Genomic DNA, 25,915 nt, shown 5'->3' on the forward strand with positions numbered 1-25,915 from the left:
TCTTCCCCCCTCCCGACGGGAGAGGGAGTTAACATGTGGGGGGATTGTACCGCCTCCCGCCAGGAAGTGTTATAACCCGCATCAAGCCTTTGGCGGTTCAGTCCGGGCAAAACTTTCGCGCTGGAAGAGCGTCTCCGCCAGTTTGACCAGCAGCGGACGATCCACGCACCAGCCCGGCGAGACGCGGCGGAAATTGAGGTAGCCAATGGCGCAGGCGATGGCGATCGTCGCCAGATTCAGGCTATCGCTCTGAATTTTCCCGTCGCGGATCAGCTGTTCGCACATATCCAGGCTGCGGCTGATTTTTTCGCGCTGGCGTAGCAGTTCATTTTCTGACTGCTGGGCGGCGGGCCTTGCCTGCTCGCGTACGGACGTCAATGCCGCATCCATAATGCCATCCGCCAGGGCTTCAATTTGCTTCATCGCCAGCGCTGCTTTTGGATCCGCCGGCAGCATGGCTGGCGCAACGCCAAGCAGCTCGATGTACTCCGCAATGATCGGGGAATCAAACCAGTAGTCGCCCTCGTCCGTTACCAGCGCCGGGACTTTCCCCAGCGGGTTGTACTGCGCAACGCCGTTCTCTGCGTTGTAGGGCTGTTCATTCACGAATTCAAATTCAATTCCTTTCTCCAGCAGGAGAATCGAAATCTTACGCACGAAAGGACTGGTATAACTGCCGATGAGTTTCATTGCTTATCCTTAATGCCCACAAAGAGGTCAGTATGGATCAAGCCGTGGAAAAAGGCAGGTGTGCGTATCGCATTCCTGCCATGAGGGGATACGGGAGAAATCTGCATAAAAATATTTTGTGAATCAAATCACAATCTGGAAACAAACAGCCAACTTAACATTGTGATATAAATCACAAAACACCGTCCATTTTGGCGCAATTTTGAGCGATGTATTTTTTTCACACACTCGTTATGTGATCGCGATCACTTCATTAATGTCCTCACCCCCTACATTCATGTGATTCAGATCACACAAAATTTCGCTGTCTGGACAGTTGAACGATTCAGTGCCAGATTTCACAGCATCAGAACAGGGCCCGGCTACCTCTGCCGCCGCACATTAACGATAAACCTCGGGCCACAAGCCTAAGCGTAAACATAAGAAGGGGTGTTTTATGTCATCCGATTTCAAGATCAAAGTGCAAAGCTTTGGTCGTTTCCTCAGCAACATGGTGATGCCAAATATCGGCGCGTTTATCGCGTGGGGTATTATCACCGCATTATTTATTCCGACAGGGTGGTTGCCTAACGAAACGCTGGCAAAACTTGTTGGCCCAATGATTACCTATCTCCTGCCACTGCTCATCGGTTATACCGGTGGTCGTCTGGTGGGCGGTGACCGTGGTGGCGTCGTGGGTGCCATCACAACCATGGGTGTTATCGTCGGTGCGGATATGCCGATGTTCCTCGGTGCGATGATTGCCGGTCCTCTCGGCGGCTGGGCGATCAAGAAATTCGACGTCTGGGTTGATGGCAAGATCAAATCCGGCTTCGAAATGCTGGTGAACAACTTCTCTGCGGGCATCATCGGCATGATCCTCGCGATTCTGGCGTTCCTCGGCATTGGTCCGGCGGTTGAAGTGCTGTCCAAGCTGCTGGCGGCGGGCGTTAACTTCATGGTGGCGCACGACATGCTGCCGCTGGCGTCTATCTTCGTTGAACCGGCGAAAATCCTGTTCCTGAACAACGCCATCAACCACGGTATCTTCTCACCGCTGGGTATTCAGCAGTCACACGATCTCGGCAAGTCCATCTTCTTCCTGATTGAAGCGAACCCGGGTCCGGGTATGGGCGTTCTGCTGGCATACATGTTCTTTGGTCGCGGCAGCGCGAAACAGTCTGCTGGCGGCGCGGCGATCATTCACTTCCTGGGCGGTATTCACGAAATTTACTTCCCGTATGTGCTGATGAACCCACGTCTGATCCTGGCCGTTATCCTTGGCGGTATGACCGGCGTGTTCACCCTGAGCGTGCTGGGCGGTGGTCTGGTGTCTCCTGCTTCTCCGGGCTCTATCCTGGCGGTGCTGGCGATGACCCCGAAAGGCGCCTACTTCGCGAACATCGCGGCGATCTGTGCGGCCATGGCGGTCTCCTTCGTGGCCTCCGCTATCCTGCTGAAAACCAGCAAGGTAAAAGAAGACGACGATATCGAAGCGGCAACCCGTCGTATGCATGACATGAAAGCCGAATCCAAAGGCGCAACGCCGCTGGCGGCGGGTGATGTCTCTAACGACCTGAGCCACGTGCGTAAAATCATCGTGGCCTGTGATGCCGGTATGGGCTCCAGCGCAATGGGTGCGGGCGTACTGCGTAAGAAAGTGCAGGATGCGGGTCTGACCAACATCTCCGTCACCAACAGCGCGATTAACAGCCTGCCGCCGGACGTTGACCTGGTGATCACGCACCGCGATCTGACCGAACGCGCTATGCGTCAGGTACCGCAGGCGCAGCACATTTCCCTGACCAACTTCCTCGACAGCGGCCTGTACGCCAGCCTGACCGAACGCCTGGTGGCGGCGCAGCGCCATGAAGATAACGAAGTGAAAGTGCGTACCAGCCTGCAAGACAGCTTCGACGAGAGCAACGCGCATCTGTTCAAACTGGGCGCTGAAAACATCTTCCTTGGCCGCACGGCCACCAATAAAGAAGAGGCCATTCGCTTCGCCGGTGAGCAGCTGGTGAAAGGCGGCTACGTTCAGCCTGAGTACGTTGAGGCGATGCTGGAACGCGAAAAGCTGACCCCAACCTACCTGGGTGAATCCATCGCGGTTCCGCACGGTACGGTGGAAGCCAAAGACCGCGTGCTGAAAACCGGCGTGGTGTTCTGTCAGTATCCTGATGGCGTGCGCTTCGGTGAAGAAGAGGACGACATCGCCCGTCTGGTGATTGGTATCGCCGCTCGCAACAACGAGCATATCCAGGTGATTACCAGCCTGACCAATGCGCTGGATGACGAAACGGTTATTGAGCGTCTGGCCAACACCACCAGCGTTGAAGAAGTTCTGGCCCTGCTGAACAAATAACAGCGCCTCTTCCCTCTCCCCCCGGGGAGAGGGCTAGGGTGAGGGGAAAACGTTCCTCACCCCAGCCCTCTCGGGTAAAAACATTGATGAAGGTTAACACTATGAAAGCATTACATTTTGGCGCAGGTAATATTGGTCGTGGCTTTATCGGTAAACTGCTGGCAGACGCGGGCATTACCCTGACATTCGCCGATGTGAATCAGGTGGTTCTGGATGCCCTGAATGCCCGTCATAGCTATCAGGTTCACGTGGTGGGTGAAAACGAACAGGTTGAAACGGTCTCTGGCGTCAACGCGGTAAGCAGCATTGGCGACGACGTGATTGACCTCATCGCGAGCGTTGATCTGGTCACCACCGCCGTGGGTCCGGTGGTGCTTGAGCGTATCGCCCCGGCGGTTGCGAAAGGCCTGGCGAAGCGTAAAGCACAGGGCGTTGAAACACCGCTGAACATCATCGCCTGTGAAAACATGGTGCGCGGCACCACGCAGCTGAAAGGCCACGTTCTTGCGGCCGTCGCCGACGAAGATAAAGCCTGGGTTGAAGCGCACGTGGGTTTTGTGGATTCCGCCGTGGATCGCATCGTTCCGCCTTCAGCATCCGCCACCAACGATCCGCTGGAAGTGACCGTGGAAACCTTCAGCGAGTGGATCGTGGATAAAACCCAGTTTAAGGGCGCGCTGCCGACCATTCCGGGAATGGAATTAACCGATAACCTGATGGCATTTGTCGAACGTAAACTCTTCACGCTGAACACCGGGCATGCTATAACCGCGTACCTCGGAAAATTGGCCGGTCATCAGACGATTCGTGACGCGATCCTCGATGAGAACATCCGTGCGGTGGTCAAAGGGGCAATGGAAGAGAGCGGCGCGGTGCTGATCAAACGCTACGGTTTTGATGCTGATAAACACGCGGCATACATCCAGAAAATCCTCGGTCGTTTTGAAAACCCGTATCTGAAAGATGACGTTGAGCGCGTGGGTCGTCAGCCGCTGCGTAAACTGAGCGCGGGCGACCGCCTGATTAAACCGCTGCTGGGCACGCTGGAATACGGCCTGCCGCACGCAAACCTGGTGAAGGGCATCGCTGCCGCCATGCACTACCGCAGCGAGCAGGACCCGCAGGCGATTGAGCTGGCTCAGCTGATTGATGACAAAGGCGCGCAGGCTGCGCTGGCGCAGATCTCCGGTCTGGATGCCAACAGTGACGTAGTTGCGGAGGCGGTCAGCGCATACAACGCAACCAAATGATGCAGAGTCCGGCGCAGGTTAGCCTGCGCCCGAATAACAGATTGTCAGATATGCAGGCAATAATGGAACAAACCCAGGCCTTTGAAAATCGTGTGCTTGAGCGTCTGAATGCTGGCAAAACCGTACGAAGTTTCCTGATTGCCGCCGTCGAGCTGTTAACCGAGGCGGTGAACATTCTGGTGCTTCAGGTGTTTCGCAAAGACGACTACGCGGTAAAGTATGCTGTAGAACCGTTACTGGACGGAGACGGACCGCTGGGCGATTTATCGGTACGGCTGAAGCTGATTTACGGTCTTGGCGTGCTGAACCGCCAGGAGTATGAAGACGCCGAGCTGTTAATGGCGCTGCGCGAAGAGCTCAATCATGACGGTAATGAGTACACCTTTACCGATGATGAGATACTGGGGCCCTTCGGCGAACTGCACTGCGTATCCGCGCTCCCTCCCGCACCTCAGTTTGATAACAGCGACCCTGAGCTGTACGCGATGCAAAAGCTGCGTTATCAACAGGTTGTGCGCTCCACCATGGTGCTTTCCCTGACTGAGCTGATTTCTAAAATCAGCTTAAAAAAAGCGTTTCAGAAGTAAGCCCTCACACATTGGTGTATCCTTCCCTGTAAATTCCCCGTTTTCAGAGTTATTTGTCATGAAAGAAGTCGAAAAGAACGAAATTAAACGCCTGAGCGACCGTCTGGATCTGATCCGCCATCAGATGGCTGGCCTCTCCCTGGTCGATTCCGCCGAGAAGTATGCCGAGCTGGAAAAAGAGTCCGTGAAGCTGGAGGCGGAAATTGAACGCCTGCGCGAAGTGAAAGGCCAGAAGCTGAGTAAAGAAGCGCAGAAGCTGATGAACATGCCGCATCGCCGCGCGATCACCAAAAAAGAGCAGGCCGACATGGGCAAGCTGAAGAAAAGCGTCCGTGGCCTGGTAGTGGTGCACCCGATGACTGAGCTTGGTCGCGAAATGGGCCTGAAAGAGATGACGGGTTTTTGTAAGACCGCGTTCTGATCGTCCTCCCCTGCCGCTGCGGCAGGGGAAACTCAGTTGTAAATCAGGTTAAACGTCGCCATCGCATCCGCTTTTCCCGCCGTCACGTTCTCTTCCGTCTGAAGGTAATGCGCATCAAACCAGAAGGTTTGCGTCTGGTTATCCCCCACTTGCCCAAATGCTGACACCTGTGGGGTGTTCCACGGTACCACCTGCCCCTGAACCGAACCGGTATTGTCACCGTAAAGCAGTTCGATCCCGACACCGCTGGCGCTATCCTCCTGCTTCGTCAACGCCAGCGCCCGATCGTTGCCCGGCGTGGTATCGCCAAAGAAACCCATCTTCACCGCCGTGTTATTTTCGCAGGTCACCGGAATGCTGAAGCGTCCGCCTCCGGCGCGGGAGCCTATGCCATGAAATTCACGCTGGCTCACGCTCCCCATGGGAACAAGAATGCTGCGAGAGCCCACTGAACAGCTGGTACGCCTGACGGTGAAGCTGGCGAGATGGATCTGTACCGGTGTCGCCACGTTGGTGGCGCTGGCTTGATTTTCTCCCGCCTGCAATATCAGCGATCCGACATTTTGCTCCTGGGAATTAGCGTTATCGTCAGGCATGGCGCTGGTCGTTGGAATTTTGTAAAACACCACCCAGAACTGCATTTTATACATTGAGGCGCTGGCAAAGGCGGGGTTTTGCGATGCGTCGCAAATGCGCCGGGACTCATTGCCATTCACCTGACTTGTGCCGTCAATATAGCGTACTGCATCGGCGCCGCAGTACTGCTGTTCCCGGAACCCCAGTGCGTAGCCGATGCCGTCGATCTGAGTTTTATAGACGTGACGTGACGCACCGTCTTCACCAACCACGCTGCCGACAGGGTTATCCACGTCGACAAAGCCGATACTACGCCAGGCATCATTCCCGCCATCACAGCTGTAGAAATCCGCCCCGGTAGACTGTATCGGCGCAGATATCGGCGTCCAGTCCGCCGTGCCGGGCGCATACCCTATGGCGTAGGGCACCTGAACGACCCACTGATCGCGCGTGGTGCGGCAAGATGAGGTCTGAGCATGGGCATGAAAACTCAGCATGCCAAAAAGCGAAAGAAGGCTCAGGTAGAAAAACCAGTGAATAAAACGACGCATGATATTCCTCTAATGGCACTCAACGGATAGCGTGGCGATACCGGGGGCCATATGAGCTTTCCCCAGTCTGAAAGGTGTCTGGCATTGCTGCTGCTCCCCGTCCTGATACCAGCTGACGCGCAGGGTGCCGCGCTCTGGTACCCCGCTCAGGTAGGCCTGACCGCCGTCAGCGACCATGCTTCGGTTTGCAGAATGGCGGTTCTGCTCCACCACTTCAGCCTGCGCGCCAAACGGCAACGGTTCGCCGTGGTAGCGCAGGGAAAACAGAACGCGATAACCAATGTGGGTTTTGTAATTGGCCAGCACCACCGCGCCGCTGGTGGGAATGAGCGTCAGACCGCTCTGCTCAACGTCGACGTTCTCACCCAGCGTCGCCGTATCAAGACTGACGGTATTTTTGCGATACGCCGAGAGCGTTGGCATGACCGCATAGCCGCGGCTGTCGGTATGGATCCCGTTGTAGCCCTCCGGCTCAACGTTAGCCGCGCCGGGCACGCGTAGCAGGGCGACGGTATCGCCCAGCGGCTGGCTAAGCGTGACGCCATACTGCGTGGCGATAACGCCTCCGGCGAGTCCGAGGCTCGCGTTGCTACCGCTTCGGCTGTGGTCATAACCGAGGCTGACGTTGCCGTAGCCACCGTTGTATTGCAGCGCCAGGCTGGTACTGTCGGCTTGTCCCTCGCTGGCCTTACTCTGCTGAACGCTGTAATTAAGGTTGCGATTCGCCAGCGCACTGCCGTTGAGTGACACCTGCTGCGTGGTCATCCCACGATTGTTGTGGTTGATGAAGTAACTGACCGAGCTGTCCGGTAACCAGTGACCAAGCGGAACATTGACGTTAAACGACACGGTACGATCGGGATGCTGCTCAAGCGCTGAGTCGGTGTAGTCATACCCCGCGCCCCAGGTAATGCCTCGCCAGCTGGTGTACCAGCCAATGTGGATGGTTTTATCCTGCCCGGACGTATGCCAGTAATCCTGCATCCATGCCGAGACGCTGAGGCTGCCGAACTGACCCAGCGTCTGTGAGAAGGTGACCTGCGAGCGGCTACGGCGATTATTGAGTTGCAGCTGTTGGCTGTCAGACTGATTCAGTTCACTGAATTCATAGTAATTGCGCGAGGCATAGCGATAACTCGCCAGGTTGAAGGCGGTGCCGGTAGCGCTGAAATCTTTCTGATACTGAATGCGCCACGCCTGCCCCATCGCGCTTTTGCCATTGGGTAAACGGCTTTTTGCCAGCGTATCGTCAATGCCCAGCGAGCCAAATGCGCCAAACCCTCTGCCTACGCCAATTGCACCGGCCTGATAGTTGCTCGCCGTACGAAAGCCGCCATACACCGTCATCCTCGAGAGCAGGCCGTAGAAGAAAGCGCCTTCAACAAACTCAGGTGAACGCGCATCGCCGGAGCCGGAGTGAAATCGTCCGGCGTTGAGGCTGTATTTCAGGCTGCCCAGGCGTCGCATAAACGGCACCGCAGAATAGGGTTGGGTAAAGACGCGCGTTGAGCCGTCACTTTCCGTGACCGTCACCTGTAGATCGCCACTTTGTGCGCCGGGGAACAGATCGTTAATGATAAATGGCCCGGCGGCCACCCAGGTTTCATAGATCACATAGCCATTTTGCGAAACGGAGACTTTAGCGAAGCTGTGTGCGACGCCGCGGATGGTTGGTGCGAAGCCGCGCTGGCTGTCGGGCAACATGCTTTCGCTTGATGTAAGCTGTACCCCGCGAAACGCCACGCTATCGAAGACGTCGCCTGCGGTCCAGGCATCGCCGATCCGTAGCTGGCTGTTAAGACGGCGAATATCCCGGGTCAGCCAGCTACTTTGCGACTGAAAATGGTCGCCGCCCGCGTCGCTGTGGCTCCAGGCGGAGGTGTTGCGCAACCGCCACGCCCCCAGATTGATACCGTTACGCAGGCTCAGATAGCTGGATGTCGTGACGCCACGCTGATGATGTGCCTGGCCGCCCGACAGACTGTAATCAGTAAAGGCCGCCGGGATACCATCGTCCCACTGCGACTGCGGCACGTAGCCACGGCTGCGGTGTTTCATCGCCGCCTGCGGCAGGCTGAGAAAGAGACGCTGCTGGTTGAAATCATAGGAGGTTCGCGCTGCCGGAATGAAATCCGCGAGGTGCGTGAGCGCTTCTCCCTCCCGCAACCGTGAGAATGCAGGAATGGCCCTGACATTCACCCCAAGCGCTTCCAGCAGCGATACGCTAAAAACGGGTTGCAGGCTGCCTTTCTCATTGACGAAGGTGATCTCCTGATGCCGCTCCTCGCGTCCGTTAATCTCCAGCGTCACGAGCCAGGTGCCTGGCATCTGCCCGCCCTTTTCAGAGAAATAGTGCAGATCCGCCGTTTTCTGTTCGGTAGAGGAAAGCTCCAGCGCGGCGGGATCAAAGTAATCCTCGGCCATCCCCGCGCGGCTGAAGCTAAGCAGCAACACCGAAAGCGGCGCGTAACGAAACAGGCGAAAAGACATGGTCTTAAAGAGGCTGGGTGTGGGTGGCGGTGATGGCACCAAAATCATTAATAGCCGACCAGCTTACGCCCCCGGAGGCGGACACAGGCCATTCGCGGGTTTCCCCTGGACCGATCATGCCCGGCTGCTCAATTTTATGCCCGCCAACGGTCAGCCGATAAAAAGAGACGTAGTATGGCGTCGGGTTAGCGGCCTTAAGCCCTTTTCCCGTCCGCGAAAACGTTATTTTCTGCCAGGCAGTGGCAGCGTCCCCTTTAAGGTTGTCCGGGCGGTAGAAAATTTTAAATTTCGATTTAACGTTAACTTGTAATTCGTTGCTGCTCTCTTTTGGCTTTGGCGCAATCGCTTTAATATCGAGCCAGAATACAGATTCACGATCTGTGGGCAGCGGAGCGCCGGTATATTGAATACGCAGCGTGTTGGTCTGCTCCGGATCAAGTCTGAACAGAGGTGGTGTGACAATAAATGGCGCAGCGTTATTTTTATCCTGCCCATCACCTTCAACCCACGACTGAATAAGATAGGGAACCGCACTTTCCATATTAGAAACAGAAAATGCCACCTCCTTGCTGTGTTGTGGGTATACGATCCGTGTTCCCCCCATTACAACGCCAGCGGAAACTGACGCAGAACTAACCATTAATGCAGTGAGCATAATATACGATAAACGTTTCATCATTATTATCTCTGGAGGTGGCTGAGAGTGAAATCAGTTATAAACCATCAGGAAGTTGGAAACGGCATTGACGTCGCCCGCGTTAATTTCCGAACCGTCTTTGTCGAGAGAGGCATAAAACGTTAATTCAGCATTGCCTTCAGCATCCGGTGCGGTTGTTTCAGATACCGTACCCGGTTTAATCGCGGTGCTGCGATCGCTGTTATAAAGCTTCACGCCGACGCCCGTCGCCATACCTTCGCCTGGCGTAACCTGTAGCAGTGTGTCATTCACCGTATCTTTGGTTCCGTCAAACAGTACCGCAACCGATTCAACCGTCTCCGGGCAGTTCTCTACGTTGATTTTGAACTCACGCGGCGTCGTTTCGCTGTGATCGTCGAAGTAGCTTTTCGCCCACGCGCCGAGGTCTACCGTTTTGCTTTTTGACGCAGGGGTAATATCACAGGAAATAAGGGTGATTTTCCCGGTAAAGTTGATCACGCCGCCTGTGCTCTGCGAGCCAGCGCCTGTATCCAGGGAAGCATTAACACCAGAATCACTGCTTGCCAGTACTGATTGAGAAGATAACAGCAGCCCCGCCGCGGCAATCGCCAGCGCCACATTTTTGATTTTCATTTGGAACACTTTCCCCTCTGTAAATTAAACAGATATAGACTTGTTGTACCAGGTACAATAACCGCTATAAGGATTTAAAAACGCCACCAAAAGGGTTTTAGCAGAATGGGTGACGCGACCTTATAGAATAAAGCAGGGTCCATCCCATGGTGATAATCCGTATATTTTCAGAAGGCCATACACAGATATCCTGCAACTGAGGAAATGACTTCTGGCCGAAAATAACACTGAATACGTTGTGGTTAGTAATAAATTTAATATCTTCTGTAACGTTGCTTCTGAATAAATAGTAAATCATATGCCTTTTAACGTCTACGTATTGAAAAGCAGTACGCCGCGTCTGTAAACACTCTATAATTAACACTCAGCTAACAAATTTAACCCCTTTCGATTGCCCTGATAATTATTAATTTGCTTTTAATACCGTAACTAAATTACAAGAGAGCCAACTGATCATTGTTTGATCAATTTATTTCAGAATATTATTAGCCAAAAAATGTCACTTCAGCAAAAAATTCTTGCCCTTTATCCTGAAAAATCACGGTTAAACAGGATATTTCTTTATCGATCAGCAATTGATCGTTTGTAATACACTGTTAAAATCTATATGTGAAATTTACCTTAATTAAAATTTTTTGCTACAGCTTAGATTTCGCATTTTTAACCAAAAAAAATTTTATTTATAGGAAATAAATCACTCTGCTCACATATATACAGCTTTTCAAAAACACAAATAAAGCAAATAAACCTCATTCAATTCACGTAATATTATCACCTCCCCATTTTATTCAACATCTTTTACGCGTCGTATCTGCTCAAAAACGAATGTAATGCTCTCCACCTGACTACCGCTTCCATCGCACACGGTGAGTTAATTTTGCGGGTTTGGTCCTACCAATAATGCGCAAAGCTATCCATCGTTCACAGTTTTGATGCTCCACTTCACAAAACCATTGCCGAATAGCAACACTTGGTTAACCATTTATTGCCATTAACCCTACATCACAATATTGGATGGACCACTTTTACACTAAGTGTGACGCTGAGATGAGCAGAGACTCACCCGACGAACACCTGTGTGGTCCTCAGGAGACCTGCATGAGCCTCTGGCAACAAAACTACGATCCGGCCGGGAATATCTGGCTGTCGAGCCTGATCGCATCGCTACCGATCCTGTTCTTCTTCTTTGCGCTAATTAAGCTCAAGCTGAAGGGCTACCTTGCCGCAACGTACACCGTTGCCATCGCCCTGCTGGTGGCGCTGTTCTTCTATAAAATGCCGGTCGATCGCGCGCTGGCCTCCGTGGTGTATGGTTTCTTCTACGGCCTGTGGCCGATTGCGTGGATCATCATCGCCGCCGTCTTTGTCTACAAAATCTCGGTCAAAACCGGGCAGTTCGATATTATTCGCTCGTCGATTCTCTCTATTACACCGGACCAGCGTTTACAGATGCTGATTGTCGGTTTCTCCTTCGGGGCGTTCCTTGAAGGGGCGGCAGGATTTGGCGCGCCGGTGGCGATCACCGCCGCTCTGCTGGTCGGGCTGGGCTTTAACCCGCTGTATGCCGCTGGCCTGTGCCTGATTGTGAACACCGCCCCGGTGGCGTTTGGCGCGATGGGCATTCCGATTCTGGTGGCGGGCCAGGTAACCGGGCTGGACAGCTTCGAGATCGGCCAGATGGTGGGTCGCCAGCTGCCGTTCCTGACCATTATCGTGCTGTTCTGGATCATGGCGATTATGGACGGCTGGCGCGGCGTGAAGGAGACCTGGCCTGCGGTGATGGTAGCGGGCGGTTCGTTCGCCATTGCCCAGTATCTCAGCTCCAACTTCCTCGGCCCGGAACTGCCGGACATCATCTCTTCCCTGGTGTCGCTGGTCTGTCTGACGCTGTTCCTGAAACGCTGGCAGCCGGTACGTATCTTCCGCTTTGCTGACATGGGCGCATCGCACGTGGATCAGACGCTGGCGCGCACCGGCTATACCGCCGGACAGATTGTGCGCGCATGGTCACCGTTCCTGTTCCTGACCGCCACCGTGACGCTGTGGAGCATTCCACCTTTTAAAGCCCTGTTCGCCCCGGGCGGCGCGCTGTACGACATGGTGATTAATATCTCCGTGCCGTTCCTCGACAAAATGGTCGCCCGTATGCCGCCGGTGGTGCACGACGCCACGCCATATGCGGCAGTGTTTAAGTTCGACTGGTTCTCAGCCACCGGCACGGCCATCCTGTTTGCCGCTATCCTTTCCGTAGTGTGGCTGCGCATGAAGCCTGCCGCCGCGGTGCAGACCTTTGCGGCGACGATTAAAGAGCTGATGTTGCCGATTTACTCCATCGGCATGGTGCTGGCGTTCGCGTTTATTTCGAACTACTCCGGCCTGTCGTCGACGCTGGCGTTAGCGCTGGCGCATACCGGCCACGCGTTTACCTTCTTCTCGCCGTTCCTCGGCTGGCTGGGGGTGTTCCTGACTGGTTCAGATACGTCATCTAACGCCCTGTTTGCCGCCCTACAGGCCACGGCCGCGCAGCAGATTGGCGTCTCGGACGTGCTGCTGGTCGCCGCGAACACCACCGGCGGCGTGACCGGGAAGATGATCTCGCCGCAGTCCATCGCCATTGCCTGTGCCGCGGTGGGGCTGGTAGGCAAAGAGTCGGATCTGTTCCGCTTTACCGTTAAACACAGCCTGATATTTACCTGCATGGTGGGCGTGATCACCACATTGCAGGCCTATGTCTTAACCTGGATGATTCCATGATAGTGATGCCCAGACGCCTGTCCGACGAGATTGCCACTCGCGTACGGGCGCTGATAGAAGAACAACAGCTGGAAGCGGGCATGAGATTGCCCGCCGAGCGTCAGCTTGCCGCTCAGCTTGGCGTGTCGCGCAACTCACTGCGCGAGGCGCTGGCGACGCTGGTTAGTGAAGGGGTGCTGCTGAGCCGTCGCGGCGGCGGCACCTTCGTGCGCTGGCAGCATGACGACTGGTCCGAACAAAACATCGTGCAGCCGCTGAAGACGCTGATGGAAAACGACCCGGACTACAGCTTCGACATCCTCGAAGCGCGTCACGCCATCGAAACCAGCACCGCGTGGCACGCGGCGATGCGGGCAACCGACGCCGACAAAGAGAAGCTCAAAGCCTGTTTTGAGGCCACGCAAAGCAGCGACCCGGACATCGCCTCCCAGGCGGACGTGCGGTTCCATCTGGCGATTGCCGAGGCCTCGCACAACGTGGTACTGCTGCAAACCATGCGCGGGTTCTTCGACCTGCTGCAATCCTCCGTAAAGCAGAGCCGCCAGCGCATGTATCTGGTCCCGCCGGTGTTTGCTCAACTGACCGAACAGCACGAGGCGGTGCTCAACGCCATTCTGGCCGGTGATGCCGAGGCCGCGCGCAAGGCGATGATGGCGCATCTCGGCTTCGTGCATACCACCATTAAACGATTCGATGAAGATCAGGCCCGACAGGCGCGTATTACCCGTCTGCCTGGCGAGAGTGATATTTCCAGGGAGAACAAAGCATGATTATTTCAGCAGCCAGTGATTATCGCGCCGCGGCGCAGCGCATTTTGCCCCCGTTCCTGTTCCACTACATTGACGGCGGGGCGTATGCCGAATACACCCTGCGCCGCAACGTGGAAGACCTGTCGGAGGTGGCCCTGCGCCAGCGCGTGCTGAAGAATATGTCTGACCTGAGCCTTGAGACGAAGCTGTTTAACGAAACGCTCTCCATGCCGGTAGCGCTCGCACCTGTCGGTTTATGCGGCATGTATGCCCGTCGCGGTGAAGTGCAGGCCGCCGCCGCCGCAGATGCCAAAGGCATTCCGTTTACCCTTTCCACCGTGTCCGTCTGCCCGATTGAAGAAGTCGCCCCGACCATCAAGCGCCCGATGTGGTTCCAGCTGTACGTCCTGCGCGATCGCGGTTTTATGCGCAACGCGCTGGAGCGCGCCAAAGCGGCGGGCTGCTCAACGCTGGTCTTTACCGTCGACATGCCGACCCCCGGCGCGCGCTACCGCGACGCCCACTCCGGCATGAGCGGCCCTAACGCGGCCCTGCGCCGTTACTGGCAGGCGGTGACGCACCCGCAGTGGGCGTGGGATGTCGGGCTGAACGGCCGTCCGCACGATCTGGGCAATATTTCGGCCTACCTGGGTAAACCGACCGGGCTGGAGGATTACATCGGCTGGCTGGCGAACAATTTCGATCCGTCGATCTCATGGAAAGACCTGGAGTGGATCCGCGAATTCTGGGACGGCCCGATGGTGATCAAAGGGATCCTCGACCCGGAAGATGCCCGCGACGCGGTACGTTTTGGCGCCGATGGGATCGTGGTCTCTAACCATGGTGGCCGCCAGCTTGACGGGGTGCTCTCCTCCGCCCGCGCCCTGCCGGCCATTGCCGATGCGGTGAAAGGCGATATTGCGATCCTGGCCGACAGCGGCATCCGTAACGGGCTGGACGTGGTGCGCATGATCGCCCTGGGCGCGGACAGCGTGCTGCTGGGCCGTGCTTACCTGTACGCGCTGGCCACCAGCGGCCAGGCGGGCGTGGCGAATCTGCTGAACCTGATCGAGAAAGAGATGAAGGTGGCGATGACGCTGACCGGTGCGAAAACAATCGGTGAAATCAGCAAAGACTCTCTGGTGCAGGAGCTCAGTAAGCTGCCTGCGGCGCTGGCCCCTCTTTCTCAGGGAAACGCGGCCTGATCTCCCCCGGTTAGCCTTCCCTTCTTCCGCGCCCGACTTCCCCCTCGGGCGCTTTTTTTGTTGAAAATAACACCTGCGTAACATTCTGGATAAGAAAATTTGACACACCCCGCCTCTCCGCAATTGTATAGACAAGCAAATACAAGAACACAAAAACAACATCACATCGGAGGGGAACGTATGGCGTATTCAGGTAAGGTGGATATTCAGCAGGTGATCGATGAAAGTCCTTTTTCAGGGTTTCACTGGCTTCTTATTGTGCTGGGCTTTCTGGTGCTGGCGATTGATGGGTTTGATACCGCAGCGATGGGTTACATTGCGCCTACGCTGTCGACAGAGTGGGGAATACATAAACAGGATCTGGGGCCGGTGCTGAGTGCGGCGCTGCTGGGGCTGTCGCTGGGAGCCCTGATTGCAGGTCCGGTATCGGACCGGATGGGACGCAAGCGCGTACTGGTCTTTTCATGCCTGTTCTTCGGCCTGGCGAGCCTGGGCACGGCCTGGGCGCAAAGTCTGAATACCCTGACGCTGTGGCGCTTTCTGACGGGCCTGGGCCTCGGCGCTGCCATGCCTAACGCCATCACGCTGATCTCCGAGTTTGCCCCCCAGCGCTGCCGCGCCATGGTAATTAACACCATGTACTGCGGCTTTCCGCTGGGTGCGGCGGGCGGCGGGGCGATCTCGTCCTGGCTTATCCCTCACCACGGCTGGCGAAGCGTGCTGCTGACCGGCGCGATTGCGCCGCTGATTTTAACGGTGCTGCTGGCGCTGCTGTTGCCGGAGTCGGTGAAGTTTCTGGTGCAGCGCGGGAAAGACGTCGCCCAGGTTCGCCGCATCGCCAGCCGGTTCGCCCGCAGCACGCTGGATAGCGTCACGGGCTTTTTCCTCGCGGAGGAGAAAGTCGCGTCGAAAAAAGGCAGCGTGTCGCAGCTGTTTTCCATGCCCTGGCTGCCCGGCACCCTGATGCTGTGGGTCACCTATTTTATGGGGCTGGTGATTTATTACGTCCTGCTGAGCTGGATGCCAACGCTGATGCAGGGGATGGGATATGCGCTGACGGAATCCGCCTGGCTTACCTCGCTGTTCACCTTCGGCGGCACCGCTGGCATTTTGCTCGCGGGCTGGATGATGGATCGCTGGGAAGCGCACAAGGTGGTCGCGTGTGGTTTCGTGCTGACGATGGGCCTGATTCTTTTACTCGGCATTGAGCATAACCATATCGCCCTGTTTGGCGGGTTAATTTTCCTGATGGGGATCGCGATGAACGGCGCGCAGTCGGGCATGCAGACCCTGGCCGCCACCTTTTACCCTACCGAGTGCCGAGCGACGGGTATCGCCTGGATGCAGGGGATCGGCCGCTTCGGCGGCGTGGCGGGCACCATGACCAGCGCCCAGCTTCTTTCCATGCAGTGGCAGGCGGACAGTATTTTAATGATCCTCAGCGTACCTGCTCTCGTGGCTGCGGCGGCAACCGTCTACAAAATGCTGTATAGCCGCGCGCAGGAGCCGGGCGTCGCCTAGTCCCTCTCTTTTCTGCTATTCTGCCCCCGCAATTAAGGGGGCAGCATGCTTAACATCGTCTTATTCGAACCAGAAATTCCGCCGAACACCGGCAATATTATCCGCCTGTGCGCCAACACCGGTTTTCGTCTGCACATTATTGAGCCGATGGGCTTTACGTGGGACGACAAACGTCTGCGCCGCGCGGGGCTGGACTACCATGAGTTTACCGCCGTCGTTCGTCATCACGATTACGCCGCGTTTCTGGGATCCGAAAAACCACAGCGCATGTTCGCCCTGACCACCAAAGGTACGCCAGCGCACAGCGCCGTAAGCTATCAGGACGGGGATTATCTGATGTTTGGTCCGGAAACCCGCGGCCTGCCGGCCACCATTCTGGATGCCCTGCCCGCTGAGCAGAAAATTCGTATTCCGATGATGCCGGACAGCCGCAGCATGAACCTGTCGAATGCGGTGTCGGTGGTGGTGTATGAGGCGTGGCGCCAGCTGGGTTATCCCGGCGCGATATTGCGTAGCTAAAACAGTTCGGGTGGCTTACGCCACCCGATTCGTCGTGTTTAGCCTGCTACCGCGATACGTTTCATATCGGTCATGTAGCCACGCAGTTTCTGGCCCACTTTCTCGATTTCGTGGCTGCGAATCGCTTCGTTGACGTCACGCAGCTGCGCGTTATCAACCGCTCCTTCCGCAATCGCCTGGCCCAGATCGCCCGCTTGCAGGGTGGTCATGAACTCTTTCAGCAGCGGTACGCAGGCGTAAGAGAACAGGTAGTTACCGTACTCGGCGGTATCGGAGATCACCACGTTCATCTCATACAGACGTTTACGGGCGATGGTGTTTGCGATCAGCGGCAGCTCGTGCAGCGATTCGTAGTACGCAGATTCTTCAATGATGCCCGAATCCACCATGGTTTCGAACGCCAGCTCAACGCCCGCTTTCACCATCGCGATCATCAGGACGCCTTTATCGAAGTACTCCTGCTCGGTGATCTTGCCGTCATACTGTGGTGCGGTTTCGAACGCGGTTTTACCGGTCTCTTCGCGCCAGGTCAGCAGTTTCTTATCGTCATTCGCCCAGTCCGCCATCATGCCGGAAGAGAACTCGCCGGAGATAATGTCGTCCATATGTTTCTGGAACAGCGGCGCCATGATGGTTTTCAGCTGTTCAGAGAGTGCGAACGCGCGCAGTTTTGCCGGGTTGGACAGTCGGTCCATCATCAGCGTAATGCCGCCCTGCTTCAGCGCTTCGGTGATGGTTTCCCAGCCGAACTGAATCAGTTTTTCCGCGTATGCCGGATCGGTGCCTTCTTCCACCAGCTTGTCGAAGCACAGCAGAGAGCCGGCCTGGAGCATGCCGCACAGGATGGTCTGCTCGCCCATCAGGTCAGATTTCACTTCCGCAACGAAGGAAGATTCCAGCACGCCCGCACGATGGCCGCCAGTGGCCGCAGCCCAGGCTTTGGCAATCGCCATGCCTTCGCCTTTCGGATCGTTTTCCGGGTGAACGGCGATCAGCGTCGGTACGCCGAAGCCACGTTTGTACTCTTCGCGCACTTCGGTGCCCGGGCACTTCGGTGCCACCATCACCACGGTGATGTCTTTACGGATCTGCTCGCCCACTTCAACGATGTTGAAGCCGTGGGAGTAACCCAGCGCGGCGCCGTCTTTCATCAGCGGCTGTACGGAACGCACAACGTCAGAGTGCTGCTTGTCCGGCGTCAGGTTAACCACCAGATCCGCCTGCGGGATCAGCTCTTCGTAGGTGCCCACTTTGAAGCCGTTTTCGGTCGCTTTACGCCAGGAAGCACGCTTTTCGGCAATCGCTTCTTTACGCAGGGCGTAGGAGATATCCAGCCCGGAGTCACGCATGTTCAGGCCCTGGTTCAGACCCTGTGCGCCACAGCCGACAATGACCACTTTTTTACCCTGAAGGTAGCTCGCGCCATCAGCAAATTCATCGCGCGCCATGAAGCGGCATTTGCCCAGCTGCGCCAGCTGCTGGCGCAAGTTCAGTGTATTAAAGTAGTTAGCCATGGGTGATACCTCGTGATGTTGTGTGTCTTATTGTTCGGTTCGCGTTTCAGCGAGAATGTACCCACATTACAACAGGAAATTTATTGCGGAAATTGATATATTCACAACGTCACATTGCAATTTATGCAATGTAAAAAGAGGGAGTGGAATCGGTGGATTTACGCGATCTGAAAATGTTCCTGCACCTGGCGGAAAGCCGTCACTTTGGCCGTAGCGCCCGGGCGATGCACGTCAGCCCCTCCACGCTGTCGCGCCAGATCCAGCGCCTTGAGGAAGACCTCGGCCAGCCGCTGTTCGTGCGCGATAACCGCACCGTCACCCTCACGGAAGCAGGTGAAGAGCTGCGCATCTTTGCTCAGCAGACGTTATTACAGTACCAGCAGCTGCGACACACCATCGACCAGCAGGGGCCGTCGCTTTCCGGCGAGCTGCATATTTTCTGTTCCGTGACCGCTGCCTACAGCCATCTTCCCCCCATTCTCGACCGCTTCCGCGCGGAACATCCGTCGGTTGAAATTAAGCTCACCACCGGCGATGCCGCCGACGCGATGGAAAAAGTGGTGACGGGCGAAGCGGATCTGGCGATTGCCGGAAAACCTGAAACGCTGCCGGGGGCGGTGGCGTTCTCGATGCTGGAGAATTTGGCGGTAGTGCTGATTGCCCCGGCGCTGCCCTGCCCGGTGCGCAACCAGGTTTCGGTGGAGAAACCGGACTGGTCCACGGTGCCGTTTATCATGGCCGATCAGGGGCCGGTGCGCCGCCGCATTGAGCTGTGGTTCCGCCGCCAGAAGATCAGTAACCCGTCGATTTACGCCACGGTCGGCGGCCATGAGGCGATGGTATCGATGGTGGCGCTCGGCTGCGGCGTAGCGCTGCTACCGGAAGTGGTGCTGGAAAACAGCCCGGAGCCGGTGCGCAATCGCGTGATGATTTTAGAACGCAGCGACGAGAAAACGCCGTTCGAGCTAGGCGTGTGCGCACAAAAAAAGCGGCTGCATGAGCCGCTTATTGATGCGTTCTGGACGATATTGCCGAACCACTAAAGCCGGGTGGCGCTGCGCTTACCCGGCCTACACGCAGTTCAACCCTTAGAACGTAGGCCTGATAAGCGCAGCGCCATCAGGCATTTTCCCGAACAACCTAACCCGCCAGGAAGAAACGGAACGCCGGGTTGTGGGTTTCGTCATGGCACTCATAGCCCAGCTCGTTCAGGCGCGTTTCGAAATCCGGCTCGTGCTCGCCCAGCTCGAACGCCGCCAGTACGCGGCCATAGTCGGTGCCGTGGCTGCGGTAGTGGAACAGAGAGATGTTCCAGTGCGTGCCCAACGTGTGCAGGAACTTGAGCAGCGCGCCCGGCGATTCCGGGAACTCGAAGCTGAACAGGCGTTCCTTCAGCGGCTTGGATGGACGGCCGCCGACCATGTAACGCACGTGCAGCTTCGCCATCTCGTCGTCGGAGAGATCGACCACGCTGTAACCGCCGTCATGCAGCAGGCTGAGGATCTCTTTGCGCTCCTCCACGCCACGGCTCAGACGCACGCCGACAAAAATGCACGCATCTTTGGCATCGGCAAAGCGGTAGTTGAACTCCGTTACCGAACGACCGCCCAGCAGCTGACAGAACTTCAGGAAGCTGCCCTTCTCTTCCGGAATGGTCACCGCCAGCAGCGCTTCACGCTGCTCACCCAGCTCACAGCGCTCGGAAACGTAGCGCAGACCGTGGAAGTTCACGTTGGCACCGGAAAGCACGTGCGCCAGACGCTCGCCGCGAATATTGTGCTGGGCGATGTATTTTTTCATTCCCGCCAGCGCCAGCGCGCCGGATGGTTCCGCCACCGCACGCACATCCTCGAAGAGATCTTTCATCGCCGCGCAGATAGCGTCGCTGTCGACGGTGACGATATCGTCGAGATACTCCTGGCACAGGCGGAACGTTTCGTCGCCAATGCGCTTCACCGCCACGCCCTCGGCGAACAGCCCGACGCGCGGCAGATCTACCGGATGTCCGGCGTCCAGCGCCGCCTTCAGGCAGGCAGAGTCTTCCGCTTCAACCGCAATCACTTTGATCTGCGGCATCAGCTGTTTGATCAGCACCGCCACACCTGCGGCTAAGCCGCCGCCGCCCACCGGGACGAAAACGCGGTCGAGATGGGCGTCCTGCTGCAACAGTTCCAGCGCCAGCGTACCCTGCCCGGCAATCACCATCGGGTGATCGAACGGCGGCACCCAGGTGAAGCCCTGCTGCTGCGCCAGCTCAATCGCTTTGGCTTTGGCTTCGTCAAAGTTAGCGCCGTGAAGCAGCACTTCTCCGCCGAACCCGCGCACCGCGTCGACCTTGATATCTGCGGTGGCGACCGGCATCACGATCAGCGCCTTCAGCCCCAGACGCGCCGAGGAGAACGCCACGCCCTGCGCGTGATTGCCCGCCGAGGCGGTAATCACCCCGCGCGCTTTCTGCTCGTCCGTCAGCCCGGCCATCATCGCGTAGGCGCCGCGCAGCTTGAAGCTGTGCACCGGCTGCCTGTCTTCACGCTTCACCAGAATGACGTTGTCGAGACGTGAAGAGAGTTTGTCCATTTTTTGCAGGGGCGTGACCTGCACCGCTTCATAGACCGGCGCGCGTAGCACCGCTCTCAGGTATTCCGCCCCCTCCGGGGCGGCGGATAAGGGTTGTGACTCGGCCATCATTAGCCCCCCAGTTTAGATTTATCGCGCACCGCGCCTTTATCTGCACTGGTGGCAAGACTCGCGTAAGCGCGCAGGGCGAAGGAGACTTCACGCTGACGATCTTTCGGCGTCCAGGCTTTGTCGCCGCGGGCTTCCTGCGCTTCACGACGGGCCGCAATCTCCTGGTCACTCAGCTTCAACTGAATGCCGCGGTTCGGAATGTCGATTTCGATCAGGTCGCCATCTTCGATGATCGCGATATTGCCGCCGCTTGCTGCTTCTGGCGAGACGTGACCAATGGAGAGGCCTGACGTGCCGCCAGAGAATCGACCATCGGTGATCAGCGCGCAGGCTTTGCCGAGGCCCATCGATTTCAGGAAGGTGGTCGGGTAGAGCATCTCCTGCATGCCCGGACCGCCTTTCGGCCCTTCGTAGCGAATGACCACCACGTCGCCTTCCACCACTTTGCCGCCGAGGATAGCGTCTACCGCTTCGTCCTGGCTTTCATACACTTTTGCCGGACCGGTGAATTTGAGGATGCTGTCGTCCACGCCTGCGGTTTTCACAATGCAGCCGTTTTCCGCGAAGTTACCGTACAGCACCGCCAGACCGCCGTCTTTGCTGTAGGCATGTTCCAGCGAGCGAATGCAGCCTTCGGCGCGATCGTCATCCAGCGTGTCCCAGCGGCAATCCTGCGAGAACGCCTGGGTGGTACGGATGCCCGCCGGACCGGCGCGATACATGTTTTTCACCGCGTCGTCTTTGGTCAGCATCACGTCGTACTGCTCCAGCGACTCCGGCAGCGTCAGGCCGAGCACGTTTTTCACGTCGCGGTTCAGCAGCCCGGCACGATCCAGCTCGCCGAGAATACCAATCACGCCACCCGCACGGTGGACATCTTCCATGTGGTACTTCTGGGTACTCGGCGCGACTTTACACAGCTGCGGCACTTTGCGGGAGAGCTTGTCGATGTCGCTCATAGTGAAGTCGATTTCAGCTTCCTGCGCGGCGGCCAGCAGGTGCAGAACGGTGTTGGTGGAACCGCCCATGGCGATATCCAGCGTCATGGCGTTTTCAAACGCCGCTTTGCTGGCGATGTTGCGCGGCAGCGCGCTGGCGTCGTCCTGCTCGTAGTAGCGTTTGGTCAGCTCAACGATGCGCTTACCGGCGTTAAGGAACAGCTGTTTACGATCGGCGTGGGTCGCCAGCAGAGAGCCGTTGCCCGGCTGAGAAAGGCCCAGCGCTTCGGTCAGGCAGTTCATGGAGTTGGCGGTGAACATCCCGGAACAGGAGCCGCAGGTCGGGCACGCGGAACGTTCCACCTGGTCGCTCTGCTCGTCAGAGACTTTCGGGTCCGCGCCCTGGATCATCGCATCGACCAGGTCGAGCTTGATGATTTTGTCGGAGAGCTTGGTTTTCCCCGCTTCCATTGGGCCACCAGAGACGAAGATCACCGGAATGTTCAGGCGCAGGGAAGCCATCAGCATCCCCGGGGTGATTTTGTCGCAGTTGGAGATACAGACCATCGCATCGGCGCAGTGGGCATTAACCATGTACTCCACCGAGTCGGCGATCAGCTCGCGCGACGGCAGTGAATAGAGCATTCCCCCGTGGCCCATTGCGATACCGTCATCCACCGCAATGGTGTTGAACTCTTTCGCCACGCCGCCGGAGGCTTCGATTTGCTCGGCAACCAGCTTACCGAGATCGCGCAGGTGCACGTGGCCCGGTACAAACTGGGTGAAGGAGTTCACCACGGCGATAATTGGCTTGCCGAAATCGGCGTCGGTCATTCCGGTGGCGCGCCACAGTGCGCGGGCACCCGCCATATTACGGCCGTGGGTGGTGGTGGCTGAACGATACTTAGGCATGCTTTATTTACTCCCGTCTGACTATTTAATGGGACGGTGCGTGCCGTCCCAAATTTATATTTAGTGATTAACCTGATCCAACCAGCCGTATTTGTCTTCTGTTTCGCCGGTGAACAGGCCGAAGAAGGCTTGCTGAATGCGTTTGGTGACCGGGCCACAGCGGCCTTCGCCCACCTGAATGCCATCGACGCTACGCACCGGCGTAATTTCAGCCGCGGTACCGGACATGAACACTTCGTCAGCCAGGTACAGGGATTCGCGGGACAGTACCTGCTCGCGCACTTCGATACCCAGATCTTTTGCCAGCTTGATGATGGCGTCGCGGGTGATGCCCGGCAGCGCGGACGAAGTGAATGGCGGCGTAAACAGAATGCCGTCTTTCACTTCAAACAGGTTTTCACCCGCGCCTTCGGAGATGTAGCCATTCACATCCAGCGCGATACCTTCCTGATAGCCGTGACGGCGCGCTTCGCTGCCGACCAGCAGTGAGGAAAGGTAGTTACCGCCCGCTTTAGCCGCAGTCGGGATAGTGTTTGGCGCCACGCGGTTCCAGGAAGAAACCATTGCGTCGATCCCCTGATCCAGCGCTTCCGCGCCCAGGTAGGCGCCCCACGGGAACGCGGCAATGATCACATCGGTGTTATAGCCGGCGGGCGGGTTCACGCCCATGCCAACGTCGCCCACGAACACCAGCGGACGAATATAGGCGCTGGTCAGTTTGTTCTGGCGAATCACCTCGCGGCAGGCTTCCATCAGCTCATCAACGCTTTGGGAGACCGGGAAACGATAAATTTTGGCTGAGTCATGCAGACGCTGCATGTGTTCGCGATGGCGGAACACCACTGGCCCTTTGTGAGAGTCGTAGCAACGGATCCCTTCAAACACGGAGGTGCCGTAGTGCAGCGCGTGGGACATCACGTGAACTTTCGCGTCTTCCCAGCGAACCATCTCACCATTGAACCAAATGTAATCAGCTTTTTTTGTCGTCATTTTTTCGTCCTGTCACGCTTAAGCGCGGATTTGTTGTGATGTGGTTGTGCTCTGGCAGATGGCAACATGGGCAACGTCTACCAGTTTTGATAACTGACTAAACAGTAAGTCGACCGGCCGCGGGCTGGCAACGGTTAATTCGATACTGATGTTCTGCGCGTCGGTGGCCGTTTCCATATTCATAGAGCAAATCTGAAAGCCACGGTGGCGAACCACGCGCAATACGCGTTCTAAAGTTTCCGGGTTGAAGCGAGCCTGCACGGCGACCTGATGTTGCATCATGATAATTTCTCCAGCATTTGTGAGTTACTGGCACCGGGCGGTACCAACGGCCAGACGTTCTCAAGCTCGTCGATTGAGACATGAAGCAGGTATGGCCCTTCGCTTGACAGCATGGTGTCGAGTGCCGCTTCAACCTGGTCTTTACGGGTGATGTGCTGGCCAGGAATGCCGAAGGCGCTGGCCAGGGTGAGGAAATCGGGGTTATCGGTCAGGGTCGTTTCGCTGTAACGCTCCTGGAAGAACAGCTGCTGCCACTGGCGAACCATGCCTAAACGCTGGTTATCGAGCAAGACGATCTTCAGCGGTAACTGCTTACGCTTCACGGTGCCGAGCTCCTGGACGTTCATCATGAAGGAGCCGTCACCGGAGATACAGATAACGGTATCGTTCGGGCGGGCAACCTGCGCGCCAACGGCTGCTGGCAGACCGAAGCCCATCGTCCCTAACCCGCTCGAGGTGATAAAGTTCTCCGGGCGGGTGTAGGTCATGTGCTGGGCTGACCACATCTGATGCTGGCCGACATCCGTCGTTACCACGCTGTCTGCGGGTTTACGGTCTGACAGCTGTTTCAACAGCAGCGGCGCATAGATGGCGTCGCCTGGGTGATCGTAACGCCACGCGTGTTCAGTACGCATATCAGCGGTGTGCTGACGCCATGAGTTGATATCCAGCGGCTGCTCCAGCGCCGGTAACAGCGCGTTAAGATCGCCCTGCAACGCGACATGCGCCTGACGCAGTTTGCTCATCTCCGCCGGGTCGATGTCCATATGGATCACTTTGGCGTTCGGCGCGAAGGTATTCAGCTTGCCGGTAACGCGGTCGTCAAAACGTGCGCCGACGGCGATAAGCAAGTCGCATTCCTGCACCGCCAGGTTTGCCGCTTTGGTACCATGCATCCCCAGCATGCCGAGGTAGTACGGGTAATCCGCCTCTACCGCACCGAGACCTTTCAGCGTGCAGGTGGCGGGCATTTGCGTGGTCGCAATGAACGCGCGAAGCGCCGGAACAGCCTGCGCCATGCCCACGCCGCCGCCTACGTACAGCATCGGTTGTTTGGCCTGCGCCATCATCTGACGCGCCTCTTCCACCTCTGCATGCGGGAACGCATTATCGCTTTCCACGGTAGAGAAATGCGGCTCCAGTTCGCCGAGTGCAACCTGGATATCTTTCGGGATATCAACCAGAACCGGGCCAGGACGGCCAGAGCTGGCAACCTCGAACGCTTCGGCCATCACCCGCGGCAGCTCTTCGAGAGACTGAACGAGGAAGCTGTGTTTGGTGCAGGCCAGCGATAAACCGAGCACATCCACTTCCTGGAAGGCATCGGTGCCGATGAACGGAGAGGCCACCTGGCCGGTGATCGCCACCACGGGTACGGAATCGAGCAGCGCGTCAGCCAGGCCGGTGATCAGGTTCGTTGCGCCCGGACCGGAGGTGGCCATACAGACGCCGGTTTTACCGGTCGCACGGGCATAACCGATGGCGGCCATCGCTGCGCCCTGCTCGTGTCGGCACAACAGGTGTTCCACGCCGCCGTCATACAGTGCATCGTAAATCGGCATAATTGCGCCACCCGGATAACCGAATACGGTTTCGACTCCCTGCGCGCGCAACGCATGTACTACCCATTGTGCCCCATTCAT

At 57.0% G+C, this 25,915-nt stretch carries 21 protein-coding genes; 10 read left to right on the plus strand and 11 right to left on the minus strand.

The annotated features are described in order from the left end of the window. Positions 1–81: 81 nt before the first annotated feature. Positions 82–690: a glutathione S-transferase gene (locus LOC22_RS09840; RefSeq protein ID WP_015572763.1), complete on the minus strand. Its 609-nt coding sequence runs from the start codon at positions 688–690 to the stop codon at positions 82–84. Between the two features lie 436 nt (positions 691–1,126). Between LOC22_RS09840 and LOC22_RS09845 the strand changes: the two genes are divergently transcribed. From LOC22_RS09845 to LOC22_RS09860, 4 genes are all read left to right on the plus strand, one after another. After that, the gene (locus tag LOC22_RS09845) at positions 1,127–3,034 is read left to right on the plus strand and encodes a PTS mannitol transporter subunit IICBA (protein WP_015572764.1); all 1,908 of its coding nucleotides are present in this window, start codon (positions 1,127–1,129) and stop codon (positions 3,032–3,034) included. A 101-nt stretch (positions 3,035–3,135) separates the two neighbouring features. Then, positions 3,136–4,284, plus strand: a complete 1,149-nt coding sequence (gene mtlD / locus LOC22_RS09850; RefSeq protein ID WP_017382581.1) for a mannitol-1-phosphate 5-dehydrogenase — start codon at positions 3,136–3,138, stop codon at positions 4,282–4,284. Next, positions 4,281–4,871 (plus strand): mannitol operon repressor MtlR, encoded by a 591-nt coding sequence (gene mtlR, locus LOC22_RS09855; RefSeq protein WP_015572766.1) that lies wholly within the window; start codon positions 4,281–4,283, stop codon positions 4,869–4,871. Before mtlD ends, mtlR begins: the two co-directional genes overlap by 4 nt. 58 nt (positions 4,872–4,929) lie before the next feature. Continuing rightward, positions 4,930–5,292, plus strand: coding sequence for a YibL family ribosome-associated protein (locus LOC22_RS09860; protein ID WP_015572767.1), 363 nt, complete (start codon positions 4,930–4,932; stop codon positions 5,290–5,292). 32 nt (positions 5,293–5,324) lie between these two features. Here the strand turns inward: LOC22_RS09860 and LOC22_RS09865 are convergent, their stop codons facing one another. The 4 genes from LOC22_RS09865 to LOC22_RS09880 are packed head-to-tail and all read right to left on the minus strand — an operon-like array spanning position 5,325 to position 10,200. Then, positions 5,325–6,419: a fimbrial protein gene (locus LOC22_RS09865; RefSeq protein ID WP_230239513.1), complete on the minus strand. Its 1,095-nt coding sequence runs from the start codon at positions 6,417–6,419 to the stop codon at positions 5,325–5,327. A gap of 9 nt (positions 6,420–6,428) precedes the next feature. Further along, positions 6,429–8,909 carry a fimbria/pilus outer membrane usher protein gene (locus LOC22_RS09870; protein ID WP_230239514.1) on the minus strand — a complete coding sequence of 827 codons (2,481 nt, stop codon included), beginning with the start codon at positions 8,907–8,909 and terminating at the stop codon, positions 6,429–6,431. A 4-nt stretch (positions 8,910–8,913) separates the two neighbouring features. Continuing rightward, positions 8,914–9,588, minus strand: a complete 675-nt coding sequence (locus tag LOC22_RS09875) for a molecular chaperone (protein ID WP_214603547.1) — start codon at positions 9,586–9,588, stop codon at positions 8,914–8,916. A gap of 30 nt (positions 9,589–9,618) precedes the next feature. Continuing rightward, positions 9,619–10,200, minus strand: a complete 582-nt coding sequence (locus LOC22_RS09880; RefSeq protein ID WP_015572771.1) for a fimbrial protein — start codon at positions 10,198–10,200, stop codon at positions 9,619–9,621. A gap of 1,098 nt (positions 10,201–11,298) precedes the next feature. Here LOC22_RS09880 and lldP point away from each other — a divergent pair. The 5 genes from lldP (at position 11,299) to trmL (ending at position 16,948) form a co-directional block, all read left to right on the plus strand. Beyond that, on the plus strand, positions 11,299–12,954 hold the full coding sequence (lldP, locus tag LOC22_RS09885) for an L-lactate permease (protein ID WP_003860175.1): 1,656 nt from the start codon (positions 11,299–11,301) through the stop codon (positions 12,952–12,954). Then, positions 12,951–13,724, plus strand: coding sequence for a transcriptional regulator LldR (gene lldR / locus LOC22_RS09890; RefSeq protein ID WP_006808630.1), 774 nt, complete (start codon positions 12,951–12,953; stop codon positions 13,722–13,724). Before lldP ends, lldR begins: the two co-directional genes overlap by 4 nt. Further along, on the plus strand, positions 13,721–14,908 hold the full coding sequence (gene lldD / locus LOC22_RS09895; RefSeq protein WP_017382576.1) for an FMN-dependent L-lactate dehydrogenase LldD: 1,188 nt from the start codon (positions 13,721–13,723) through the stop codon (positions 14,906–14,908). Before lldR ends, lldD begins: the two co-directional genes overlap by 4 nt. Positions 14,909–15,088: 180 nt before the next feature. Then, positions 15,089–16,429: an MFS transporter gene (locus tag LOC22_RS09900; RefSeq protein ID WP_023295614.1), complete on the plus strand. Its 1,341-nt coding sequence runs from the start codon at positions 15,089–15,091 to the stop codon at positions 16,427–16,429. Between the two features lie 45 nt (positions 16,430–16,474). Further along, complete coding sequence (gene trmL, locus LOC22_RS09905; RefSeq protein WP_003860178.1) at positions 16,475–16,948, plus strand: tRNA (uridine(34)/cytosine(34)/5-carboxymethylaminomethyluridine(34)-2'-O)-methyltransferase TrmL; 474 nt, start codon at positions 16,475–16,477, stop codon at positions 16,946–16,948. Positions 16,949–16,986: 38 nt separating this feature from the next. Here trmL and ilvC read toward each other — a convergent pair whose 3' ends face one another. Next, the gene (gene ilvC, locus LOC22_RS09910; protein ID WP_006808634.1) at positions 16,987–18,462 is read right to left on the minus strand and encodes a ketol-acid reductoisomerase; all 1,476 of its coding nucleotides are present in this window, start codon (positions 18,460–18,462) and stop codon (positions 16,987–16,989) included. 152 nt (positions 18,463–18,614) lie between these two features. On the opposite strand from ilvC, the gene ilvY reads away from it, so the two are divergent. Next, positions 18,615–19,505, plus strand: coding sequence for an HTH-type transcriptional activator IlvY (gene ilvY / locus LOC22_RS09915; RefSeq protein ID WP_017693777.1), 891 nt, complete (start codon positions 18,615–18,617; stop codon positions 19,503–19,505). Positions 19,506–19,602: 97 nt separating this feature from the next. Here ilvY and ilvA read toward each other — a convergent pair whose 3' ends face one another. The 5 genes from ilvA to ilvG are packed head-to-tail and all read right to left on the minus strand — an operon-like array spanning position 19,603 to position 25,915. Next, positions 19,603–21,147 carry a threonine ammonia-lyase, biosynthetic gene (gene ilvA, locus LOC22_RS09920; protein WP_026094330.1) on the minus strand — a complete coding sequence of 515 codons (1,545 nt, stop codon included), beginning with the start codon at positions 21,145–21,147 and terminating at the stop codon, positions 19,603–19,605. Between the two features lie 2 nt (positions 21,148–21,149). Beyond that, a complete protein-coding gene (ilvD, locus tag LOC22_RS09925) occupies positions 21,150–23,000 on the minus strand; it encodes a dihydroxy-acid dehydratase (protein ID WP_008501574.1) in 1,851 nt (616 codons plus the stop codon). Positions 23,001–23,060: 60 nt separating this feature from the next. Continuing rightward, positions 23,061–23,990: a branched-chain-amino-acid transaminase gene (ilvE, locus tag LOC22_RS09930; protein WP_003860182.1), complete on the minus strand. Its 930-nt coding sequence runs from the start codon at positions 23,988–23,990 to the stop codon at positions 23,061–23,063. An 18-nt stretch (positions 23,991–24,008) separates the two neighbouring features. After that, complete coding sequence (gene ilvM / locus LOC22_RS09935) at positions 24,009–24,272, minus strand: acetolactate synthase 2 small subunit (protein ID WP_003860184.1); 264 nt, start codon at positions 24,270–24,272, stop codon at positions 24,009–24,011. After that, positions 24,269–25,915, minus strand: a complete 1,647-nt coding sequence (gene ilvG, locus LOC22_RS09940) for an acetolactate synthase 2 catalytic subunit (RefSeq protein WP_230239515.1) — start codon at positions 25,913–25,915, stop codon at positions 24,269–24,271. The genes ilvM and ilvG overlap by 4 nt, the downstream gene beginning before the upstream one ends.

The organism is Enterobacter sp. AN-K1 (genome assembly GCF_020971765.1).
Taxonomy (GTDB): domain Bacteria; phylum Pseudomonadota; class Gammaproteobacteria; order Enterobacterales; family Enterobacteriaceae; genus Enterobacter; species Enterobacter hormaechei_C.

What these genes read in the sequence shown, in the direction of transcription:
- LOC22_RS09840 (WP_015572763.1), bottom strand. Translation starts at nt 690, where the DNA reads ATGAAACTCATCGGCAGTTATACCAGTCCTTTCGTGCGTAAGATTTCG.
- LOC22_RS09845 (WP_015572764.1), top strand. Translation starts at nt 1,127, where the DNA reads ATGTCATCCGATTTCAAGATCAAAGTGCAAAGCTTTGGTCGTTTCCTC.
- mtlD (WP_017382581.1), top strand. Translation starts at nt 3,136, where the DNA reads ATGAAAGCATTACATTTTGGCGCAGGTAATATTGGTCGTGGCTTTATC.
- mtlR (WP_015572766.1), top strand. Translation starts at nt 4,281, where the DNA reads ATGATGCAGAGTCCGGCGCAGGTTAGCCTGCGCCCGAATAACAGATTG.
- LOC22_RS09860 (WP_015572767.1), top strand. Translation starts at nt 4,930, where the DNA reads ATGAAAGAAGTCGAAAAGAACGAAATTAAACGCCTGAGCGACCGTCTG.
- LOC22_RS09865 (WP_230239513.1), bottom strand. Translation starts at nt 6,419, where the DNA reads ATGCGTCGTTTTATTCACTGGTTTTTCTACCTGAGCCTTCTTTCGCTT.
- LOC22_RS09870 (WP_230239514.1), bottom strand. Translation starts at nt 8,909, where the DNA reads ATGTCTTTTCGCCTGTTTCGTTACGCGCCGCTTTCGGTGTTGCTGCTT.
- LOC22_RS09875 (WP_214603547.1), bottom strand. Translation starts at nt 9,588, where the DNA reads ATGATGAAACGTTTATCGTATATTATGCTCACTGCATTAATGGTTAGT.
- LOC22_RS09880 (WP_015572771.1), bottom strand. Translation starts at nt 10,200, where the DNA reads ATGAAAATCAAAAATGTGGCGCTGGCGATTGCCGCGGCGGGGCTGCTG.
- lldP (WP_003860175.1), top strand. Translation starts at nt 11,299, where the DNA reads ATGAGCCTCTGGCAACAAAACTACGATCCGGCCGGGAATATCTGGCTG.
- lldR (WP_006808630.1), top strand. Translation starts at nt 12,951, where the DNA reads ATGATAGTGATGCCCAGACGCCTGTCCGACGAGATTGCCACTCGCGTA.
- lldD (WP_017382576.1), top strand. Translation starts at nt 13,721, where the DNA reads ATGATTATTTCAGCAGCCAGTGATTATCGCGCCGCGGCGCAGCGCATT.
- LOC22_RS09900 (WP_023295614.1), top strand. Translation starts at nt 15,089, where the DNA reads ATGGCGTATTCAGGTAAGGTGGATATTCAGCAGGTGATCGATGAAAGT.
- trmL (WP_003860178.1), top strand. Translation starts at nt 16,475, where the DNA reads ATGCTTAACATCGTCTTATTCGAACCAGAAATTCCGCCGAACACCGGC.
- ilvC (WP_006808634.1), bottom strand. Translation starts at nt 18,462, where the DNA reads ATGGCTAACTACTTTAATACACTGAACTTGCGCCAGCAGCTGGCGCAG.
- ilvA (WP_026094330.1), bottom strand. Translation starts at nt 21,147, where the DNA reads ATGGCCGAGTCACAACCCTTATCCGCCGCCCCGGAGGGGGCGGAATAC.
- ilvD (WP_008501574.1), bottom strand. Translation starts at nt 23,000, where the DNA reads ATGCCTAAGTATCGTTCAGCCACCACCACCCACGGCCGTAATATGGCG.
- ilvE (WP_003860182.1), bottom strand. Translation starts at nt 23,990, where the DNA reads ATGACGACAAAAAAAGCTGATTACATTTGGTTCAATGGTGAGATGGTT.
- ilvM (WP_003860184.1), bottom strand. Translation starts at nt 24,272, where the DNA reads ATGATGCAACATCAGGTCGCCGTGCAGGCTCGCTTCAACCCGGAAACT.
- ilvG (WP_230239515.1), bottom strand. Translation starts at nt 25,915, where the DNA reads ATGAATGGGGCACAATGGGTAGTACATGCGTTGCGCGCGCAGGGAGTC.